This is a genomic window from Nitrospiraceae bacterium (genome assembly GCA_035623075.1).
In the GTDB taxonomy this organism is placed as follows: domain Bacteria; phylum Nitrospirota; class Nitrospiria; order Nitrospirales; family Nitrospiraceae; genus DASPUC01.
Genome location: DASPUC010000027.1, coordinates 57,298 through 78,619 on the forward strand (window position 1 = coordinate 57,298; position 21,322 = coordinate 78,619).

A 21,322-nucleotide genomic window follows, 5' to 3' on the forward strand; every position below is an offset into this window, starting at 1 on the left:
TCGCCTCCTCCAACCACTGTTTCCTTCTATGGAATGGCTACCAATCCGACACCCAGGCAGACGAGCATGGTCCCGGCCCACCGGTGGGCGGAAATCGTTTCTCCCAGGATAAACTTGGCCCCGAGCGTCCCGACCACATAGACCATCGCGGTGGCGGGGAACACAAAACTCAAATCGGCCCAGGAGAGCACGATCAGAAATCCGGTCAAATGCAAGGTCATAAACAGCATGCTCGCTAGAACGTGATGATTGGAGAGCGCCCTCAGCGCGACGGTCAGTAATTCTCGAGGAGCAAAGCTGGTAACTTCGCCGATCTGTCTCATGCCCTTCGTCAGGAAGACGTCCGCCGCCGCATCTGCCAGCACGATGATTGCAATCATTAACGCCGTGATCATCGGTCGACCTCCTCCCATGCCACGACAGGCCCACGTTCAATACCGAAGGTGCGTGGGGAGGACCTCACGACGAGCACGACGCCGACTGAAATCAGGACCACTCCGAGCCAACGAGTCGCGGAGACCGTCTCCTGCAGGAAGTAGTTCGCACATGCCACATTCACAACGACTTCGGAGGAGATAGCTGGCAGCACGAAGCTGAGGTCCGCGCGAGACAGGGTGGTGGCGAAGAGCACGAAAAAAATGATCAAGAACCCCACTCCGAACGGAATCGACGGAGTGTCGACTATCCGTAGGAGAACCGCTATCCAGTCGCTCCAGATTATGGGGCTCACCTCTGAGATGGATTTCATCCCCTGGCTCAGGAGCACGTTGCCGATCGCTTGACTCACGATTGCGATCCCCAGAAGCGCGATGATTTCAGTCCGCTCACTCCACGTGCGCATCGTCGAACATCCTTTCAACTACGCTTCCTCTCGTGTTTTCAGCCGAGCCACTCCGCAAACTCAGGACCCCGGGGATCCAGCGCTCACCTGAGCGCGGACAAACCCCTTTCGCTTGGCGCGCACCTTGAGAAATTCCTTGGCCTCGACGTACAGGCGACGCCGATCGTGACTATTAAAAAGGGCTCGACGAAGAATTCGGAAAATGACGTGCGGCCGGAAGTAGTACCGATCGTAAAATTGCTCGACCGCGTGCATGATCTCTTTTCTGCTTAAGCCCGGATACTGAAATACGGGAAGCTGATGTCCCTCCTCATCGGTCATGACGTGGTCGACCGAATAGTTGTGCTTCTTTAAGTAGGTATCGAACTCGGTCCCGGGGTAGGGGTGAGACATCGATACCTGGATCGTCTCCGGGTCCAGCTCCATGGCGAATTGGACGGTTTGCTCGATCGTCTCTTTCGTCTCCCCTGGCAGTCCGACCTGAAAGTCACCGTGCACCACAAGCCCTAATTCCTTGCAGTGCTTCATGAACTGCCGAGCCTGCTCGACGGTCGCGCCCTTCTTGATGTTCGTTAGGATATTCGCATTGCCTGATTCGAATCCGACGATCAGCAAGCGGCAGCCTGCTTCCTTCATTGCCTTGAGGGTCTCGTACCCCGCCGTCACCCTGGAATTGCACGACCAGGTGAACTTCAGCGGCTTCAATGCTTTGCATAAGTCGATGGTCCGGTCCTTGGCCCAAGGGAAGGTGTCATCGTCAAAAAAGATCTCCTTCGCCTGCGGGAAATATTCGAGACACCGCATGACTTCCTCCACTACGTTCGGAATGCTGCGGGTCCGCCAAGGGTGGCCGCTCATCGTCTGCGGCCAGAGGCAAAATGTACACAGGGCCGGGCAGCCACGCGAAGTGTAGAAGGCGACATACGGATGCTTCAGGTAAGGGATGTTGTAGCGAGTAATGTCCAGGTCTCGTTTGTAGACATCGACGGCAAACGGCAAGGCATCGAGATCTTCAATGGATGGACGATCCGGATTATGAATAATCTGTCCGTCCTGTCTGTAGCTGATGCCGGCGATTTCTTCTAACTTCCTGCCGGAGGCATACTCTGCAAGGGGGTAGTCGAATTCCCGCCGAACCACAAAATCGATGGCAGGAGAGGTCTTGAGGCTCTGTTCCGGTTGAATCGTCACATGAGGACCGACAAAGGCGATCTTGATCCTAGGGTTCGCCTCTTTGATCATTTGAGCGAGTCGTATGTCGCTCTTAAACCCCGGCGTGCTGGTAAAAAGTGCGAGAAACTCGTAGTCCTTGGCGATTGCGACCGTCTCCTCGGGACTCACGCCGTGCGAAGGAGCATCCAGCAGTCGACTGTCTTGAATCATGCCGGCAGAATAGGCGAGCCACACCGGATACCAGAATGAGGGAATCTCTCTGGTGGCCTGATAGCGCGAACTGGCTCCCCCGTCGAACATGTCGAATGAAGGAGGATTAAGCAGTAACGTCTTCATCGGTCTCTCCTCTGTCAGACGCGAAGTTCCCGTGTGCCTGTGATGGCAGACTGCTCACTGAGGTGAGCGCATCGCATGAACGCGATGGTTTCCTGGAGACCGCGAGCCAGGCCGTATCGAGGCTGGAAGTGGAGAAAACGTTTCGCCTGTCCGATATCCGCTTGATCGTGTGGCAGATCCCCCGGCTGACGCGGCCCGTAATGGGGGGACAGGTTTGTACCCAGCAAGATCTGAAGTTGAGCATAGAGCTGATTGATTGTCGTACACCGGCCTGTCCCGATGTTGAGCGCTTGCCCCGAGAGGCCGGGAATCTCACAGGCAGCCAGCACGGCCGCCACGCAATCACCGATGAAGGTGAAATCGCGCGACTGCTCCCCATCTCCGTAGATGGTCGGAGCTGTCTCTGCCAGGAGAAGGGAGATAAATTTCGGGATCACAGCGGCATAGGTTGAGGCGGCGTCTTGACGAGGGCCGTAGACATTAAAAAACCTCAAACAGACCGTCTCCAACCCATAGAGGGTTGAGAATAGCTGGCAGTAGTATTCGCCGGCTTGTTTTGTCGCGGCATAGGGAGAAGAGCTGGGAGCGGGGGTCATGGTTTCGATTCGAGGGATTGCGGGGTTCTCCCCGTACACCGCGGACGATGACGCGAAGACAAACTTTTTCACTCCGGCCCGCCGCGCGCCAAGGAGCAGATTCAGGGTCCCTGTGACGTTCACGTCGTGGGTCTCCATCGGGCATTCGACAGAGCGCACCACTTCATGTAGAGCGGCCAAATGGACGATCGTGGCTACTCCATCAAGAATCTCCGGATACCGACTAGCATCTCGGACATCGCCTTCGATGAGTTCGATGTCACGGTCAAAAGGCGCAAGATTCTCCCGTTTTCCGGTAAAGAAGTTGTCCAAGACTTTGACGCGCTCGCCCCTCTTCACAAGCGCCTCAGTCACATGCGAGCCGATAAAGCCTGCTCCGCCGGTCACCAAATACGTTCGCATCGTCCCTCCCAGCCGATCATCCGAAGAACAGCCTCTCCGTTCACAACTCGTCAAACGCAACCCGCTGACATCCGGCGGTTGCCACTGCTTGTTTCACCGCCGGACTCGTGAGTGCCTCAAACTCCTGCTCGTTCAAATAGCCAGGCATGGCCTGGTCAAGCTCCGCACACCTCCTGGTCGCCGGATGGCAATATATTTCCGTGACCCCGTCCGGGAGCTCTCGCAGAATGCGCAGCAAGAGTTCCCGATCGAGGTGACCTGTATCGTTCAGACCAAAAACAAAATCGTTGCAGCGGATCCCGGCGAGTTTCATCCTCGCTTTAAGGAGTACGATCCAGGGGAAAAGGAACGTCCAGCCTCCGAACTTGCGCAACAGTCCCTGCCTGGACGCGCGCCACGAGGGCAGGGGTGGTTCATAGGGAAGTCGCATCGCTCGTAAGCCAAATTCTCGTCCGACCTTGAGGATTAGTCCGAGGACAGTGGGATGAAGATGCAAATGGTTGTGTCCATTCACATGGTCGAGAGGAAGCCCCGTGTCGTGGAACGCCTGAAACTGCGCTCGGATTTCCGCTTCTAACTGACGAAGCAAGTCCTTCTCGAAAAAATATTTCAACCCAACTAAAACGGGGTCCGGCAAGAACTCACCCTCCTCATCCACAAGATCAGGAATGTTCCGTTTCGGGAGTACAGCGCGACCATCCACCAACACCAGATGCAGCCCGACTCTTAACGAACCGAGCCGTTTGGCTCGTGCAATTGCATCCTTGGCGGCCTCGGCTCCAACCATCAGACTGGCCGACGTGAGGATGCCATTGCGATGGGCCTCCTCAATGGCTTCATTGACCGGGACGGCAAGCCCGAAATCGTCTCCGTTGACGATGAGCTTTTTCACAAGGACGCCTCTTGAGGAATCATGCGTCCATCCTTTGTCAGAATGTACTTTTTGCCGCGCCACACCGCAGTCTTTTGCGTCAACGCCAAGATCAATGAGACCAGACCTGCAATGTCTCTGAGAGGAAGCAGCAGAAGGGTCTTGAGACCCTCACGGTCGCCGAGGCCGGATGTAAGCATCCCGGCAGCCGTTGTCAGGCGCAACGCGACTGCTCCTCCGAGCACGAGCAATCCGAGTGGATCGGCCAATCTCAGGATGGCAAAGAGAAACGCAAAAGGGATCGGGCGAATGATGAGCGTCGAGGTGAGAGCACCGGGTCTCACGATGCAACTGTTTTGATCCCAGTAGACCTGATGACTCCACCACTGAGAGGGAGACTTCAGATCGACCACAGTGTCGACCACGTAGGGCGCTACCGCAGCTTTCTTGCCTTGTTCCCATATGCGGCGCCCCATTTCATAATCTTCGACCAAATAGTCGGCGAGACTTTCCAAACCACCGATGCTTTTCAAGATGGAACGTCGAAAGGCGACCGACGACCCGATGCAAAACTTTGCTGTCTTGGTCACATACGCAAAGACCGTGTCAGGAAAGAAACAGGCATTCATCGTGAGCAGTTCCATTTTTTCGAACCACGATCCCGCCGACATCGCTTTAAAAAACGTGCAGACGAACCCAACGTCCGGATCATCCAGGGGGGCGACGATCGCCATCAGGTAGTCGGGGCCTACATGAACATCGCTATCGCTGATCACCAAAATCTCGTGGCGCGCATGGGCCACCCCGCCGATCAGATTATTGATCTTGCCGTTGGTTCCTACTTGCCGATTGTCAATGACGACGGTGACCCGTTCTGAGCCGTATTCAGATTGAAGGGTTCTCAAAAGAGGAATCGCAGGGTCATTCTCATTCTGTACAGAAAAGACGACTTGATAGTTTGGATAGTCTTGCGCGCAGGCGCTGCGGAGGTTCTTTTCCAGATGCTTCTCGAGTCCGTGCACTGGTTTCAGAATCGTGACAGGTGGCCAGCCACGTTTTGGGATTCGAGGAGGGGCTGTAGCACGTCCTCGAGCGATCAGGACACAATCCAGGCAGGCAAGGTAATAAAGCGACCCGACAACGACCGGAATCAGGCAAGCCCACTCGAGAAGGGAAAGTCCGTACACCGGTTACCTCGCGAGCCTATTCCACATACAGTGTCAATTGGAGGCCCAAGATCATGATTCCGAGAGGCACGAAAAACGGTTTCGACCGCCACGCGACGACCACCCGTCGCTCCAGAAGTAATCCTCCGGCGATAAAAAAAGCGGTGAGCGCAAAGATTCGGTGTTGGAGGTTCACCAGATCGAAGTCCGGATGACCCAAATGCTGGTGGATCATCAGTCCAATCCCTCCCAACAGCGCGGCACCGGCGGCCCAGTACGCTACATTCATGCTTGATGGAACGCGCCTGACGGAAATGGAGTAGACTCCGAGCAGCATGGGAATCAGGGAGAGGAGTTTGTGCTGGATCCATTCACCCGTCGTCGGCATGCTGAAGCTTTGAAGGAATCCAGCAGGGCCGATCGGCCAGCCTTCGGGATCGCTCTTGATGAACACGAACATACCGAAGGCTACCCACGTGCAACCGATCAGTATCGTGGTAAGTTCGCTGGGAAGGAGCGACAGACGGCCTAGGAGTATGAGCAGCCCTAAGGCTAACAGGGCGATGCCTGAGCTATGATGCATGAACAGCGAATAGGCAATGTCCGGATCTTCCGAGCGATCTTTGAGCAATGCGCCTCCTTGGACGGTCGGATGATGGCTCTCTTGGTCCGTTGGATGATGCATATCGGGAGCCGAGGCGTTTAACTTCGAGCCGAAGATGATGATGAAGAGTGATAGAGTTCCGAGGAAGAGAACGCTGGCAACGGCTAGCCTCATGCTCCTCATTCGTGATGTGCGCCTTTGGTCACCAAGCTCAGGGGTGAATCGGCTAACAGGCGAACGAGCAAGTAAAATGCAGGAACCTGGCCACGGCACGGTCGGCAGGGACTCTATTATGATTTCAAGAAGTTACAGGGAAAACGGTGAGGGTGGTTTGAGAGGAGCCTACGAGATTGTCAAAAAAGTTGGATTATCGTCAAAATTCTTATACGGCTGCGGGGATTCCTTACTTGACATGGTCAGGGCTGGTGCCGAACGTCTTTAACTTATACTGAAGCAGGCTTCGGCTGATCTTGAGCAAATCGGCAGCCTTGGCCTGAACACCACCGGCACGGTTCAGCGCACGATCGATCATGTGGTGCTCGACCGCCTTGAGCGTGTGGTCGAGGGGGGCATCGGACGGAATGATCCGATCCAGGACATGCAACCATTCACCGCTGGCTGCTAGTTCCAAGGGAAAGTCATCCGGCTGAATTTCTTCTTGTTGGGCCATCAGCGCCGCATGCGCCACGGCGTTATGCAGCTCCCGCACGTTTCCTGGCCACTGATAACGCTTCAGGAGTTCGAGGGTGGCCGGTACGAACCGCTTCCCGTGCATGCTTCCTTCCTTCACCAGTTCTTGTAAGTACGCTTCGGCCAATAATCGAACGTCCTCGCCTCGTTCGCGGAGAGGAGGAATATCGATCCGCACGACGCTCAGGCGGAAAAAAAGGTCTTCTCGGAAACGGCCGTGTTTGACTTCCGATTTCAAGTCTCGATTGGTGGCTGCGAGAATTCTCACATCGACGCGGAACGTCTTTTCGCTTCCCACTCGGCGAACCTCCTGCGTGTCGAGCACCCTCAGGAGCTTCGTCTGGAGATCAATCGGGAGTTCTCCAACCTCATCGAGAAAGAGGGTTCCTGTGTTTGCCTGTTCGAACATCCCCTGATGTCGCGTATTGGCCCCCGTGAAGGCCCCACGCTCATGTCCGAAGAGTTCGCTTTCCGCCAACGAGGCGGTCATGGCTCCGCAATTGACTGCCAGGAACGGTCGGCCACAGCGCGGTCCGTTGAAATGAATGGCACGCGCGACCAGTTCTTTTCCACTTCCGCTTTCGCCAAATAACAACACGGTACTCTTTGAGTTGGTGACTCGCTTGATCTTGTCGAAAACGGCCCGCATGGCGATGCTTTGGCCAATCAAATTATCGAAGTGATAGTGAGGAGCCAGTGACTGAGACAAGCGCACATTCTCTCGAACGAGAGTATTGTGTTCGATCGCTTTTCCAACGGAGCGGAGCAAGTCCACGTTCTCGAACGGCTTCACAATAAAGTCGTACGCCCCAAGCCGCATCGCTTCAACCGCCCGTTCGATCGTCCCGTAGGCTGTCATCAAGATAGTGGTGGTTGTCGGTGAAGTCTCCCGTGCTCGTGCCAACAGCGTCATGCCATCCGTCTCGCCCATTCGGAGGTCTGTGAGCAGCAAGTCGATCTTCGACTCTCGAAGAATCTCGAGAGCATCGAGCGCCTTGTCGCATGTGACGACGTCATACCCTTCTCCCTGAAGAAGTTCCTTCAACATCCAGAGGTAATTTTTCTCATCATCAACGACTAGGATCGTAGCCATAGGTGGTTTTCGATTCCTTGCTAAGCGGTGAACGACTCTACCGGCAGCTGTCTCTCGCGGGTCGCTTTTAGCGTCGGCAGATGAATGGACACGGTGGTCCCCTGTCCAAGAATACTTCCGACCGTTACCGATCCTCCATGCTCCAGCACGACGCGTCGCGCGAGTGAAAATCCGAGGCCGATTCCACCAGGTCGCTTGGAGAAAAACGGTTCGCCGAGTCTTCTGAGGTCTTCCTCGGCGAGACCGGTTCCGGCATCAGCGATAGATGTCACGACATGATCCTCATCGGACGTGGACTCGACGGTGATGGTGATGGGACCACCGACCGGCATGGCCTGAAACGCGTTGCGGGCGAGATTCGTAAAGGCCTGATACAAGAGGTCACGGTCTCCACGGATCCACAGTGGCCTCGAGGGGACAGTGAGCTTGACGGAAGAACCATCGGGTACAGAGGACGCAGAGGAAATCTGGGCGACCCCCTCTAGCAGTTCAACGAGGTCCAGACGCACAAATTTCATTTTTAGTGGCGTGCCAAGACGGAGAACACCCTCCACTGCCTTGTTAAGGCGATCCGCTTCCTCGATCAAGACAGTGATATGACGGGAGGTCGAAGGGTCCGACACGCGAGCGGCGAGCATCTCGGCGGCTCCCCTGATAATCCCGAGAGGATTCCGTACTTCGTGTGCCAGTTGACCGGCAAGTTCACCCAGCGCGGCCATCTGGCTGACTCGTTGGATGCGTTCCTCCATCATGGCGACCTGGGCTAAACGGTCGGTCAACTGTGTTTGTGTCTCGCGAAGTGTTGTATTGGTGTCGGCAAGGGTGGCCGCGAGATTTTGATACTGCAGCCGCTGATTTCGTTCACTCCTTGCGAAAAAGTAGGTCAGCAAGCCAGCCATGGTGAAATAGACCACAGCTGCAACGGAATCCTGGAACTCCTTGACGCTCATGATTGATGCGTTCAACTGTTCTCCGGTCACAATGAACCCGATCATCGCCAATACCGATCCTCCCACGACGATCGCGACGTCTCGACCCGGTAACTTGGTGGCTGCCGAGATGATCGGCAGCAAATACACGAGTTCGTAAATGCTTCCGCTCCCGTCCGTTACCGCCACGAGCATGCTGGCCAACAGGAGCTGAAGCAAGATGCTCAGCCGTAAGAGGAGGACACGTTGCGCTGGGTTTCTTGTCTTTTCGGAAAAGGCCGGCACCAACATTTCGATGCCCTGCAAGGCCATGATGGCAGAGAACGAGAGGTATGCGCCGAACGAGGTCGGTCGGGTCACGCTGCCGAGTGAGAACAAAAGAACAGCGAGCAGGCCTAAAGTTGCAGCCTTCAGAATGTCGAACGCATTGAGGTAACCGAAAGCCATAGACGATCACTCTTATCAGATGATCAGGAGACCTGAAGAACTCTACAGGCTGCTGGGAGGAGAAGTCAAAAACGCGACTCGTGCCTCAGCACATTATTTGTGCGAGTCGGTTGTGTTTTGTTGAGGGGTGAGAGACGCAAGCAGCTGACGGGCTTCCTGGCGGTAGCGCTGCTCGCTCGCTGACTGGTCGCGAGGTGGTGCCTGGCTCAAAATGATGTTGAACTCGCGCCGCGCCGCGTCCGTATTCTGTCGTTTGATGTAGGCTTTCCCGAGATCAAGACGAGCGTGGATGGAACGTGGATCGGCGGTGACTGCCTTGTTCAGATACGTGAGCGCAGCCTCCGAATCACCCCCGAGAATCCATGGCAGCTCTTCGAACATCATCCCCATCATGTGAAGAGATGGAGCATGGTTAGGGTTGAGCTCCAGCGCACGCCGGGTATGGTTCTTGAGGTCATTCATGGTAAACGCGGAAGCCATCACTCCCTTGAGCTGGGCAGCGCTTCCGAGGTTGGCTGCGTATAGATAATGAGCCTGTGCATTGGATTCATCGAGGTCGATGGCTCGGCGTGCAACCCGCGCCCCTTCATCATATGCTGCCAGACGCTTCGTCTTCTCGGAGTACGCATTATCGCCCAGATCAAGATATACTTCCGAAAGGCGCACGAGAATCCGGGAGTCTGTGGAGTCAGGTGCCCGATCGGCAAGGAGAGTCTGCAACTCTCGCTCAAGAGCTTGTGCTCCATCGGAAAGCGACGCCGGTTGTGCGCCCAACGTGCGGGCCGTGAGTGCTACCAAGACAAAGAGGAGGATGGCAGAACATTGCATTTTTCTGAGAGGCATTCTCATGAGAGTTATTTTACGCGAAACAGAAAGTCCTACCTGCCAAGATTTGTCATTCTCCAGCCGTGTCCGGGAGGTGCGAAGGGTAACATGAATCTCTTTGGAGAACCAGGTCGTGTTGGAGGCAGAGTAACTAATGAATTAGATTGTCGCTAGGAAGGGTCGCACAAGAGGAGCCTGTCGGTTTGAATTCCTGCCGAGAATGCGTCTTTCGTTGACAGTCAGCAGCGGCCTTCTTACTCTGCAAGAGAAGAAGTAGCGAGAGAATCCCTTATGAAGGACGCAACCATGGAGAGGCTTGTGGCGGACTCGATTCCTGCGCCACGGTCTCTTGCATCGCCCGCCAAGAGAGCCCTCCTGGGAGTATTCTTGTTCGTGAGCCTCATCGGTCTCGCGGAAACGGGCGCCGCCCTCATCTATTACTTCCAGATTCCAGCCCAGCAACGTGACGTGATCGAGCTGGCCATCGGACTGCGGCAAGCTCCTACCAATACGGTGCTGCGCTTTGTCTCACATCCGTATCTCAATTACGTGGCGAATCCCACGTTCACCTATGACAACGGATATCGGCCGCATAATGCCTGGGGATTTCGGGACGAACACTGTTGCGTTCCGAAGAAACCGGGCCATATCCGAATTGTGGCGATCGGGGGCAGTACGACCTATGGCCTCTATTTCACGTACGATCAAAACGTCTGGCCAGCGCTATTGCAGGAGAAACTGCGGCAAAAGTACGGCGACCGGATCGAAGTGATCAACGCTGGCATTCCCAATTATACGACCTTCGAACTGATTGGGCTTACCGCGATGATCCTGCCGGAACTCTCTCCGGATGTCGTGCTTATTCATACCGGACTCAACGACGCGTTCGCAGTGGGATATCCCGAGGAGGGCGGAGCCGACAATCGGTACTTTCGACATGCCTGGAACTATACGCCGTTGTCTCAAGGTCTCGGGAGCGCTATGCGGGCAAGTTATCTCGTGCGGCTGATCGGGCGATATTGGACATCGTCGAACACCTTCTCCCCAGGCGACATGGCAGGCGCGATCCAGTATCCAGTCGCGAACGGCGCTGAAATGGTGAAACATATAGAAACCGCCAATGGCAAATATTTTCGTCGGAATCTTCAGACGCTCGTGGCCCTGTGTCGAAATATGAACGCCGTGCCGGTGTTACTCAATGAGCCAGTGAACCCGGCGAAGGAGGAAGGTCTGGACGCGTATTACCGCGCGGTCGTGGCGGCAATCTCACGAAACAATTCGATCATGCAGGAACTTGCCGCGACCAACCGACTCTTGTCGATCGATCTCTACTCGAAGATGCGGGATCCTGCATACTTTCTGGATGCCGCTCATGAAACGAAGGTCGGAATGGAGAAAAAGGCTGAGGTCATTGCAGAACGGCTCGCCGTCGCGTTAGACCCGCTTGTAGGTTCAGCCCGCGCGAACTAGAACTGTTCGTACCAGGTTTGGCTGCCCGTGGCGCTTTCCACGGGCAGACCAACGTCGTCACATTATCGCTTCCCGGAGAAATTTTGCGGATTCTTCCGGCGACACCGGATTGATGTAAAATCCCGTGCCCCATTCGAAACCGGCGACTTGCGTCAGCTTCGGGATAAGTTCCACATGCCAGTGGTAGAAGTCGCCCGTCTTTTCGTGGAGCGGCGAGCTGTGAAGAATGAAATTATAGGCTGGTCTGGCGAGGACTTTGTCCATCCGCCGCAACGATTCAGAGAGAATAGGCGCCAGGAATTCGAACTGCTGCTTCTGACTTTCTTCGAAGTAGCCGGCGTGCCGTTTCGGCAGAATCCACATCTCGAACGGGAATCGCGGGGCGAAGGGCGTCACGCAGGCGAACTCGGGGTTTTCGGCGACGACCCGGTCCCCATCAGATAGATCCTGCCGCAGAATATCGCAGTAGATGCAGCGCTCCTTTTGCTCATAGTGTGCGCGGCATCCTTCAATTTCCGTCATGACGCTGGTGGGAATGATCGGCAGAGCGATGAGCTGTGAGTGGCTGTGCTCGAGCGTCGCACCAGCAGCGGCCCCATGGTTCTTGAAGATCAGGATGTAGCGGAAGCGCAGATCCTTTCGGAGGTCCAACATCCGATCCCGGTAGGCCCAGAGGACGTCCTCGATCTTCTTGGGCGGCAGGTCGGCCAAGCCGTCCTTGTGGCCTGGCGTTTCGATGATGACCTCGTGTGCCCCGATCCCATTCATGCGGTCGTAGAGGCCAAGCCCTTCGCGGCCGAGGTCGCCTTCGACTTGGAGAGCAGGGAACTTATTGGGCACGACGCGGATGGACCAATTGGGCGAATTCGGCTCGGAAGGTTGTGAGCGGTAGGCCATGATTTCTTTTGGCGTCAGGCGTTCTTGGCCAGGGCAAAACGGACAAAGAGCAGTCGAAATGGGACGCGCAGGTTGCATCTGAGAAAACTCGTGCGGCCGGCCGCTGCGCTCGGTCGAAATAATCACCCAACGACCAACAATGGGATCTCGTCGCAGATCAGGCATGGTGACTCCCAGACCACCGCAAGAGTGTCGAGCGCCGAGGCACGAGCAAGTAGTGTCTCAAACGAAGGAGAAATTCACAACTCATAACTCAGTACCCGCACTGTTTCTCTTCATACCCGCCATGCGGAGCCGTCGAACTCCGGACCGGGTACGACCAGAGTGGCCGGGTTCTGATAAGGATACCGAGCCACTTCCAGGTTTTGTTCCAGCACGATCAGGCTCAACCGGACTTCCTGTCCTTGCTCCAGCTCCAGGTCTTTGATCGGCACGCCGAGTTCAAGGACGGTTCGTCGCGCAATCGAACGATAGGGGCCGACCTCCCGCCAGGAATCCGGAGACGATCCATGGAACAACGTAAAATGGTCTGCTCCCGAGGATGCGAGTGAAAAGGAGAGTCGGAACGTGTGTCGCGGGCATTGCAACAAGATCTCCACGATCATGCCGTCCTGCCGGTCTTGCGCAGCCGTGTCAGGATCGAGTCGAAGGTACAGGTGGTCAAGGCTCCAGCCGAAGAAGATGGCGGAGAAGATGCCGTCGGTTTTCCACATGGCACCCAGTGGCGGGTGAGGGTTGATGGACCCGGCCCCTCGCCACTCGAAGAAATCAGTGACCACTCCATCGATTGTCGGCGCGAGCAACGCCACCGGCTGAGTGACACGATCCGCATCAGGCTTCCGCGCAATGATGCATAGGGGCTGGTTGAGGATGTCCGGCGGCGTCAGCCCCATATGCATCCAGACGTTGCGAAGGTGGGTCCGGAAGAGACGGTCAAACTCCTCTTTGTACGCGGTGTCGAAATCGTCGCCGTACCACCAGAACCAATCGCTGCCTTCCGCCGCGTAGAGTTCGGTCCATGCAGCCTGCGCCCGATCAGGCGGGAGGTTCGGCGCCAGGTCTGTGAGCCGGGCTCTCGTGTGGCCGAGGAGTTCCCATCCCCGGTTGTCTTCCTGATGTCCGATCCAAATTTTATAATCCTGGTTGATCCAGGATCCGGAATGCAGCTGAGTCAATCGGGTCGGAGCCGGGGTTGCCGCGAGGGCTTCGGAAATGGTGGCAACCGAGACGCGCAGCCCCTCCTGATCTAAGGCACGGTGGGACAGTGCCGTGTACAGAAGCGACAAGAACCGCTCTCCGCCATCGTGGTAGTGCTCCCAGGGATTTTCACCGTCGAGGACGATGGCGACAAGGGCCCGCTCTTGCGGGGCATCATGCGTGATGTTCCGCAACCGGCGCAGGACGTCCTCCGCTGCCGATTCGGGTGCCGTTTTGTGATAGACGAACCCAAATGCGTCGGACAAGTCACGGTCGCGGAAGACGATCGTGGCAGCTTGTCCATCAGGACCGACGCGATAGGGTTGGTACAGGTCTTGATGGCGGTGCCAGGGTTGTTGCGCCGATTCCAGGGAGCGAGCGAGGATCCCTTCATCGGTCGCCAACCAGCGCAAACCGGCGCGGGTCACCATTGGAATCATTTCCGGACAGACGGACCCTTCCGACGGCCACAAACCGGCCGGAGCTTGGCCGAACGCCGCGGTATGAAATTCCACGGCACGGCGCAGTTGTGCTTCGGCATCCTCCGGTGCAGAGAAGCGGGGCGGAAGCGGAAGATCAGGCCTCGCCCGCCGCGTCGTGTCGGTATCGATGACCAAGGGAAGAATCGGATGGAAAAACGGACTTGTGGTGAGTTCAATCTGTCCGCGGTCGAGAAGCCGTCGGTACATCGGGACGACCTCCTGAACGGCGACGCGCTGCAGGGCCAACACCTCTTGCTTATCCTCCTCGGTGAAGTTGCGATTCTTGGTTCGCAGGGCCGCCAGCCGAGGGTACCGATGGGTCGTCCCATATCCAAACCACGCGAGGTTGTGCCAGACCTGCAGATCGAGAAAGTCCTGGGTCGAAAATTGACGGGCAACTCGTTCCAGATCTTGTTCCTGCACCTCCGTTCCGCGCTTGACCAAGAGTTCGTGATACCGGGGAGAGGGCCGCACCATCGTCGCCCAATTGGCGGAAAAGAAATGGCGGATGAGAAAGGCGTTCTCCTCGGCTGTCAAGTCAGCCGCTGGTCGTTGGGCACGTTCCTGAAAAAGGTCGCGAACGGTGCCCGCTCCGATTTCCTGCAACTGCAGCAGCAGGGACGGGGTGAAATTGAATGTCGCCTTGACCGTCGGGAACTTTTCCAGCAGGAATGCCATGTCATAGTAAGCTTTCGTCGCATGGAGGCGAACCCAGGGCATACTCGCGAACCCCGCCACGGGGTCCGTGTAGTACGGCTGATGCATGTGCCAAAGAAAACAGACGTGCGCTGTCTTCATAGACGAAGTTTCTTGCGGGCTTCTACGCAAGTATGTCATAGGGGTGGAGGCTGTGCAATCAACAGAACGTTATGGATACGACTCGACAGACGCTTGGTCACGCAGCATGGGAGAAGGTGTTCCTCGATTGGGCGCCGGTGCTCATCTATGCAGCGATGATATTTTACTTCTCTTCGCTCCCGAAACCGCATGAGCAGCTCCCGGATTTTGTACGCGATCTGAGCGACAAGTTCCTGCACCTCGTGGAGTACGGCGTTCTCGGCGGTCTGTGGTATCGGGCCTTTCGGTGGGCGTCTGGGCCGAGAATCGCGGCATCGGCAGTCCTCTTGGCGATTGTCGCAGGGTCGGTCTATGGCATCACCGACGAAGTACATCAGGCGTTTGTGCCTATGCGCACGCCGAGCGTGCTGGATTGGATTGCGGACACCCTTGGTTCAGCCATCGGCGCGCGCGGGATGAATTGGCTCGAGCAACGGCGGCGCGATCAGGTATTCAACCATCCCGTCGATCGAACTACGCCGGTTTCGTGACAAGGTCCCGTGTCACCAGTATAATGCGCGCCGTTATGTCGACTGTCGGTCCTGCCGCTCCCAAAGCACCGCTGGCCCTTCCTTCCACCGCGTTGGTCGCCGGCACGGTTCAGTCACAGCTTCCCGGTTGTGGGCCCTTCAAGAAACTCACCCCGCTCGCTGGTGATGCGTCCAACCGGCGCTATTTCCGGATTGAACTTGGGAGTGGATTGCCGCGCTCCGTTGTTCTGATGCAGTTGGCCGAGCCGGAAGCGTTCAAGCAATCGGAAGAGGCGGTCAGCGGTGCCAAGTATGCGATCACCGACCTGCCGTTTCTCAACGTCCGCACACATCTGGCAAAGGCCGGCGTATCCGTCCCGACGCTCTATCACTACGATCAAGGGGCGGGGTTGCTCTACCTCGAAGATTTCGGCGATCTCACGCTGTCGGAAGCGTCCTGCGACGCGAAGCCTGAGGAACTGAGCGCCCGCTACCGCCAGGCCATCGACATCCTGGTCCAGATACAAGTCAAGGCGACGTCACCGGCCGATCCGCAGTGCGTGGCCTTTCATCGGAGTTTCGACGTGCCGTTACTGATGTGGGAGTTCGATCACTTCCTGGAATACGGGATCGTCGCCCGCCAGGGAAGACCGATGCAGGAGGATGATCGACGGGTTATCCGTGGAGAATGTGAAAAAATTGCGACGATGCTGGCAGAACAACCTCGCGTGTTCGTCCATCGGGACTACCACTCGCGGAATTTGATGGTTGACAAGACACGATTGGGAGTCCTCGATTTTCAAGATGCGCTGATGGGGCCGGCGACCTACGATCTGGCGTCGCTCCTCCGCGATGCGTACATCGCGCTGGATGAATCGCTCATCGACGAGCTCATCGCGTATTATCTGGACCGGCTGGAAACCCAGCGCCAGGTGTGGACGAATCGAGAGGCTTTCCGACGGCTCTTCGACTTCACGAGCATTCAACGCAACCTCAAAGCCGCCGGACGCTTCGTCTATATCGATCAGGTCAAAGGCAATCCGAAATTCCTCGCGGATATCCCGCGGACACTTGGGTATGTGCGGCGAAACCTTTACAAGTACCCGGAGTTATTCACGTTGCGAAAACACCTGGCGACGTATGTGCCGGAGCTCCAGTAGGACGTGAAACGTAAAACGTTAAACGTGAAGCGATCGGAAAGTTGGAGACGCGCTTTGCCCGCGCGTCACGCGTCACGCATCACGCATCACGGTTCCCCATGAAAGCCATGATTCTCGCAGCTGGCCTGGGGACCCGACTCAGGCCCATGACGAATACGATTCCGAAGCCGCTCCTCCCTGTCGCTGGCACTCCTCTTGTCGTCTGGAATCTGTTATTGCTCAAACGGTACGGATTTCACGAAGTGGTGCTCAACCTCCACCATCTCGGTCCCATGATCCAGCAGGCACTTGGCGACGGCTCACGCTATGGGATGAGAATCATCTATTCGCACGAGCCGGTCATTCTCGGAACCGGTGGCGGAATCAAACAGGCCGAACCGCACTTTTCGGGAGAGCCGGTACTAGTGCTCAACGGGGATACTCTGTTTGAGCTGGATCTCGAAGCGCTGTGCTCCTTCCATCGGCGTCGGGAAGCGGCGGCAACATTGGTACTGCGCAAGGATCCCGAAGCGGAACGATGGGGCCTCGTTGAAGTGGGCGCTGATCAGCGCATTCTGCGCATTGCCGGCCGCGGAGTGACAACCTCCCAACCGACGCAATCACGAATGTTCGCGGGTGTTCATATCCTCCAACCGCGTCTTCTGCGGGAAGTTCCGAAAGGCGTCGTCTCGACCATCATCGACCCCTACGTGGCAGCCATCCAGCGTGGCGAGGCGGTTCTGGGCTATGACTTTGACGGCTATTGGTCCGATGTCGGCACGCCGGAACGATATGCGCAAGTCGAGCATGATGCAGCCGCAGGCGTCATCGATCTCTCAGCCCGCCGGCTCGCGGTGCCTCAGCCTCACTCCTGATAGGACTTCTGCGATTTTTCTTTCTGTTGCTTGATCAAGCGCGCCAGGTACGTCCGTTGGAGACGTAGTCGATCCGCGGCCTTCGTTTGGTTGCCGTCAGCGTCGTCTAAGGCACGGCCGATGATATAGCGACTATGGGCCTCCATCGACTCGTGATAGGGAAAATCAAGATAAGGCAGGGAGGGCCCCGAGCCGGCGTGATTCTGAGTGTCCAGGGCGAGTATCTCGGGCTCAATCGTCTCCGTGTGGCTCAACACAACGGCTCGGGCGATCACGTTCTCGAGTTCGCGAATGTTGCCCGGCCAGGCATAGTGGGTCAGGGCCTCCATCGCGGCGGCACTGAACAGCATGCCCGGCCGTTTGGCTTCCTTCGCGTGGCGATTCAGAAAGAATTTGGCGAGTGCGGGGATGTCGTCACGGCGTTCGCGAAGCGGTGGGAGCACCAAGCTGATCACATTCAGGCGGAAAAACAGATCTTCTCGGAATTCTCCATTGGCGACGGCCTGCCTCAGATCTTTGTTGGTGGCCGCGATGATGCGAATATTGACAGACACGGTTTTTGTGCCTCCGACACGCTGAAATTCCCGGTCTTGCAACACACGGAGAAGTTTCGCTTGGAGCGGTAAGGACATATCCCCGATTTCGTCAAGAAACACCGTGCCGCCGTCGGCCATTTCCAGCTTGCCCTTCTGCAGGCGATCCGCGCCGGTGAAGGCGCCTCGTTCATGCCCGAAGAGTTCGTTTTCGAGCAAGGTTTCCGTCAAGGCCACGCAGTTGATGACCACTAAGGGCATGGACTGGCGGGGACTCCATTGGTGAATCGAACGGGCGAACAATTCTTTCCCCGTCCCGCTTTCCCCGAGTAACAAAACGCCGACGTCTGATTTGGCTGCCCGCTGGGCCGCTTCCATGACGGCCCGGATTTTCGCGCCGGTGCCGACAATGGAAGCGTAACGACTGTCCACTTCAGATTTGAGGCAGGCGAGCCGGCGTTTGAGCGAGTCTCGCTCCAGGGCCTTTCGGATGACGATCAGCAAATGATCCTTGTCGAGAGGCTTGGTGAGGAAATCGTAGGCTCCTTCTTTCATCGCGTCGACGGCGGTTTGAATCGATCCATGGGCCGTCATGACGATGACCGGCACATCTTCCGCCTGTTTCAATTTCGCGAATCGTTTCAGGACTTCGATTCCAGTGAGTCGAGGCATGTCGAGATCGAGGAGAACCAAGTTCGGCGTTTCTTGCTCCATCTGTTCCAGAGCCTGTATGCCGTCGCGCGCCACGACGGTGCTATAGCCTGTCGCGTGGAGACGGTCCTCCAGCATCGTGACAATGTCCGGATCGTCATCAACAATGAGAATCTTGGCGTTCATCATGCTTCGCATAGGCAAGAGGCACGAGGCCAGAGGCGAGGGGGTTGCTCATTCTTCCCATTGCCTCTTGCTGCTAGGCGCTTGCCCCTAGCCCTCCATTACATTAATCACCAACCCCGTGAGCGGTTTGGGGAAGAAATACGTCGACTTGTGCGGCATCCGTTCTCCCGCCGTCGCGACGGCTTGGACTTCGCTGACCTTTGTGGCGTTCAGGAGCAACGCTCCTGTTCCTTTTCCCTGTGCGACCCAGTCCAGCGCTTCATGATCATCCTTTGTATAGAGAATGGCTTCTTTTTCGGATTGTGTGGGGCAGAGGGTCGTCACGACCAAATGCTGGAGCAGCGACACATCGAGTCGGGCGCGCGGCGAGGTCTGAGCGGTCTGACGGTGCGCCGGTTTGACGGTCAAGGCGGCATAACGGTCCTGTCCCTTTAGAGCCAAGCCGAACACCGGGACCGTGCGTCCATTCACCTTTAATGCGTCGAGAAACTCCTCGCGCACCGCCGCTTGAGTCGAGGCGCTGTACGGAAACTCCTGGACGTCACATTTTCCAGCCAATGAGGCTTTGACCTGCTCGTATGGCGGCAAGTTTGTCGTGATCACTCTGTGGGTCGGAAGGACGGTGAGGCCGGGATCTTCGAGGGCGGCCAGGAGCATCAGCACCCCGTCGTACGGCTGAGAGCCGGTCGTCGTTCCGGCTTGCTGCCGGCGCAGCCGCTGATAGTTCAAGGCAGTTTCGTAGCGGTGGTGACCGTCCGCGATAAACAGCGGCTTGCTGCGCATGGCTTCCACCACCTGCTGAAGAACGGCGGGATCGGTCACGGCCCATAATTGCTGACGGAAGCCGTCGTCGTCTCGAAAATCGATTCGTGCCGGCTTTCCCTTGACCGATGCCTCCAGCATGCCGATCACGGTGTTCTGGGGATCTGAGTACAAAGACCAAATCGGGCTGAAATTGGATCGGCAGGCTTCCAAAAGGTTCAATCGATCGGTCTTTGCCGCAGCTCTCGTATTTTCGTGCGGGTAGATGTGTCCGGAGTCCAGCGCTTCGAGTTTGACGGTTGTGAGAAATCCCTTCAGGACTTTCGTAGGCGCTCCGGGCTGGGAATAGGAGGGCGTGTATTCGATCGTATGGTAGTAGATGGCCGGCTGCGCATCGCGTGTGAGGACTCCGCTCCGGAGCCAATCGTGAAGTGTGTTGGCTGCACGCGTATAGCGATTGTTCGTCGGTCCGTCACCCGGTTGATCGAGTCCGAGTTCCAGCCGAATGATGTTGTGCGAATGGCGGGTATAGAGGGCCTCCTGCCCAGCTTCATCGATGATGTCGTAGGGGGGCGCGACCGTCTTGGCGATGTCAACCTTAGGTTCATAGACCGTGCCGTGAAACGGAATGATCGTAGACATCGTGTAGCCCTCTACTCCATAAATGGTTGAGGTAGTCGTGCAGCAACTACCGGAAAGGATGGATCCTGTTCTTCCGCGCGGTGCCGTCCCCACGACGCAGTTGACGTGAGAACACGCAGAAAAGCAGGTTATCGGTCGCGGGTCACCATGTAATCGGCAGCAACCATGAGGGCTCGCTTGGCCGTACAATCTTCAAAGAACTCAAGTTCTCGCTGAGCCGCCACGACAAACGCCTGTGCGCGAGCCATGGCGTAGGCAATCGATCCCATTTCTTCCATGAGATGGATCATGCGGCTCAAATCATCTTCCGTCAGCGTGCGGGTCTCCATCCTATCTTTGATGACCCCCCGGTCCGCTTCCGAGCAATGTTCTAACAGATGGAGGAGCGGCAGCGTTGCCTTGCCTTGCCGGAGATCCTGCCCGAGCGTCTTCCCTAAGCGCGCACCATCGGCCGTGTAGTCGAGGGTATCATCAGCTACCTGAAATGCGATACCGACGTACTGTCCGAAACGGAAGAGAGCATCCAATCGATCCTCCGGGGCATCGGCAATGATAGCTCCCATCCGGCAGGTGGCGGCAATCAAGCCCGCTGTTTTGTGCTCCACGATTTTGAGATAGTCGGCTTCCGGCATGGCCGGATTGCCGTTGTAATAGAGCTGTAGCACTTCCCCTTCCGCCATCTTCGTGCAGGCTTCGGCCAGCACTTCATTGATCCCCTGGCTGCGGAATTCGACGATCTGAGCCATGGCCTTAGAATAGAGGTAGTCTCCCACGAGGATGCTGATCTGATTTCCCCAGACTTTCCGGGCCGTTGAGCGCCCGCGCCGGAGGTCGGCATCATCCACGACATCGTCGTGCAACAGGGTAGCGGTATGGATGAATTCAACGAGGCTGCTGAGTTGATGGTGGTTTCGACCGCTATAGCCGCAGAGCCGGGCACAGAGGAGGAGCAGCAAGGGTCTGATGCGCTTGCCGCCGCTGTTCAAGATATGGGCGGCGACCGTATTCACGAGCGTCACGCTCGAATCGAGGTTTCTTCTGACCTGATCCTCGACTCCTTCCAGCTCATCGCGGTACGCTTCCCACACGTCCGCCATGCTGTTAATTGTCGAAGTAATCGGCCCGTTTGACATGCGGCGGATGGTAGGGCAGAGCAGGAAACAAAGTCAAGGCAATGGCCGTCCTGCCGGCACTCGTCCTCTCCTTGA

At 56.8% G+C, this 21,322-nt stretch carries 19 protein-coding genes; 4 read left to right on the forward strand and 15 right to left on the reverse strand.

Features of this window, described 5'->3' with window-relative positions; all coding sequences use genetic code 11:
• Window positions 1-26: 26 nt before the first annotated feature.
• The 10 genes from VEI50_09625 to VEI50_09670 form a co-directional block, all read right to left on the reverse strand.
• Entirely contained in the window at window positions 27-395 is a 369-nt protein-coding gene (locus VEI50_09625; protein ID HXX75377.1) for a hypothetical protein, read from the reverse strand.
• Window positions 392-841 carry an EamA family transporter gene (locus tag VEI50_09630; GenBank protein HXX75378.1) on the reverse strand — a complete coding sequence of 150 codons (450 nt, stop codon included), beginning with the start codon at window positions 839-841 and terminating at the stop codon, window positions 392-394. The genes VEI50_09625 and VEI50_09630 overlap by 4 nt, the downstream gene beginning before the upstream one ends.
• Window positions 842-901: 60 nt before the next feature.
• Window positions 902-2,350, reverse strand: coding sequence for a hopanoid biosynthesis associated radical SAM protein HpnJ (gene hpnJ, locus VEI50_09635; GenBank protein ID HXX75379.1), 1,449 nt, complete (start codon window positions 2,348-2,350; stop codon window positions 902-904).
• A gap of 14 nt (window positions 2,351-2,364) precedes the next feature.
• Complete coding sequence (locus VEI50_09640) at window positions 2,365-3,348, reverse strand: SDR family oxidoreductase (GenBank protein ID HXX75380.1); 984 nt, start codon at window positions 3,346-3,348, stop codon at window positions 2,365-2,367.
• A 40-nt stretch (window positions 3,349-3,388) separates the two neighbouring features.
• Window positions 3,389-4,240 (reverse strand): hopanoid biosynthesis-associated protein HpnK, encoded by an 852-nt coding sequence (hpnK, locus tag VEI50_09645; GenBank protein HXX75381.1) that lies wholly within the window; start codon window positions 4,238-4,240, stop codon window positions 3,389-3,391.
• Window positions 4,237-5,406 carry a bacteriohopanetetrol glucosamine biosynthesis glycosyltransferase HpnI gene (gene hpnI, locus VEI50_09650; protein HXX75382.1) on the reverse strand — a complete coding sequence of 390 codons (1,170 nt, stop codon included), beginning with the start codon at window positions 5,404-5,406 and terminating at the stop codon, window positions 4,237-4,239. The genes hpnK and hpnI overlap by 4 nt, the downstream gene beginning before the upstream one ends.
• 16 nt (window positions 5,407-5,422) lie before the next feature.
• Window positions 5,423-6,163, reverse strand: a complete 741-nt coding sequence (locus VEI50_09655; GenBank protein HXX75383.1) for a hypothetical protein — start codon at window positions 6,161-6,163, stop codon at window positions 5,423-5,425.
• Between the two features lie 229 nt (window positions 6,164-6,392).
• Window positions 6,393-7,772 (reverse strand): sigma-54 dependent transcriptional regulator, encoded by a 1,380-nt coding sequence (locus tag VEI50_09660; protein HXX75384.1) that lies wholly within the window; start codon window positions 7,770-7,772, stop codon window positions 6,393-6,395.
• 20 nt (window positions 7,773-7,792) lie between these two features.
• Window positions 7,793-9,148: an ATP-binding protein gene (locus VEI50_09665; protein ID HXX75385.1), complete on the reverse strand. Its 1,356-nt coding sequence runs from the start codon at window positions 9,146-9,148 to the stop codon at window positions 7,793-7,795.
• A gap of 93 nt (window positions 9,149-9,241) precedes the next feature.
• Window positions 9,242-9,997 carry a tetratricopeptide repeat protein gene (locus VEI50_09670; protein HXX75386.1) on the reverse strand — a complete coding sequence of 252 codons (756 nt, stop codon included), beginning with the start codon at window positions 9,995-9,997 and terminating at the stop codon, window positions 9,242-9,244.
• A gap of 267 nt (window positions 9,998-10,264) precedes the next feature.
• On the opposite strand from VEI50_09670, the gene VEI50_09675 reads away from it, so the two are divergent.
• On the forward strand, window positions 10,265-11,443 hold the full coding sequence (locus VEI50_09675; protein HXX75387.1) for an SGNH/GDSL hydrolase family protein: 1,179 nt from the start codon (window positions 10,265-10,267) through the stop codon (window positions 11,441-11,443).
• Between the two features lie 57 nt (window positions 11,444-11,500).
• Here the strand turns inward: VEI50_09675 and galT are convergent, their stop codons facing one another.
• Window positions 11,501-12,505, reverse strand: a complete 1,005-nt coding sequence (gene galT, locus VEI50_09680; GenBank protein HXX75388.1) for a galactose-1-phosphate uridylyltransferase — start codon at window positions 12,503-12,505, stop codon at window positions 11,501-11,503.
• Between the two features lie 110 nt (window positions 12,506-12,615).
• The gene (locus VEI50_09685) at window positions 12,616-14,817 is read right to left on the reverse strand and encodes a glycoside hydrolase family 57 protein (protein HXX75389.1); all 2,202 of its coding nucleotides are present in this window, start codon (window positions 14,815-14,817) and stop codon (window positions 12,616-12,618) included.
• Window positions 14,818-14,888: 71 nt separating this feature from the next.
• Between VEI50_09685 and VEI50_09690 the strand changes: the two genes are divergently transcribed.
• The 3 genes from VEI50_09690 (at window position 14,889) to VEI50_09700 (ending at window position 17,340) form a co-directional block, all read left to right on the forward strand.
• Complete coding sequence (locus VEI50_09690; protein HXX75390.1) at window positions 14,889-15,347, forward strand: VanZ family protein; 459 nt, start codon at window positions 14,889-14,891, stop codon at window positions 15,345-15,347.
• A 35-nt stretch (window positions 15,348-15,382) separates the two neighbouring features.
• The gene (locus VEI50_09695) at window positions 15,383-16,486 is read left to right on the forward strand and encodes a phosphotransferase (GenBank protein HXX75391.1); all 1,104 of its coding nucleotides are present in this window, start codon (window positions 15,383-15,385) and stop codon (window positions 16,484-16,486) included.
• A gap of 98 nt (window positions 16,487-16,584) precedes the next feature.
• Window positions 16,585-17,340, forward strand: a complete 756-nt coding sequence (locus VEI50_09700) for a nucleotidyltransferase family protein (protein ID HXX75392.1) — start codon at window positions 16,585-16,587, stop codon at window positions 17,338-17,340.
• Here the strand turns inward: VEI50_09700 and VEI50_09705 are convergent.
• The 3 genes from VEI50_09705 to VEI50_09715 form a co-directional block, all read right to left on the reverse strand.
• On the reverse strand, window positions 17,331-18,722 hold the full coding sequence (locus VEI50_09705; GenBank protein HXX75393.1) for a sigma-54 dependent transcriptional regulator: 1,392 nt from the start codon (window positions 18,720-18,722) through the stop codon (window positions 17,331-17,333). The two genes, VEI50_09700 and VEI50_09705, sit on opposite strands and share 10 nt — an antisense overlap.
• Window positions 18,723-18,797: 75 nt before the next feature.
• Window positions 18,798-20,114, reverse strand: coding sequence for a DUF1015 domain-containing protein (locus VEI50_09710; GenBank protein ID HXX75394.1), 1,317 nt, complete (start codon window positions 20,112-20,114; stop codon window positions 18,798-18,800).
• 128 nt (window positions 20,115-20,242) lie between these two features.
• Complete coding sequence (locus VEI50_09715; protein HXX75395.1) at window positions 20,243-21,247, reverse strand: polyprenyl synthetase family protein; 1,005 nt, start codon at window positions 21,245-21,247, stop codon at window positions 20,243-20,245.
• Window positions 21,248-21,322 lie beyond the last annotated feature (75 nt).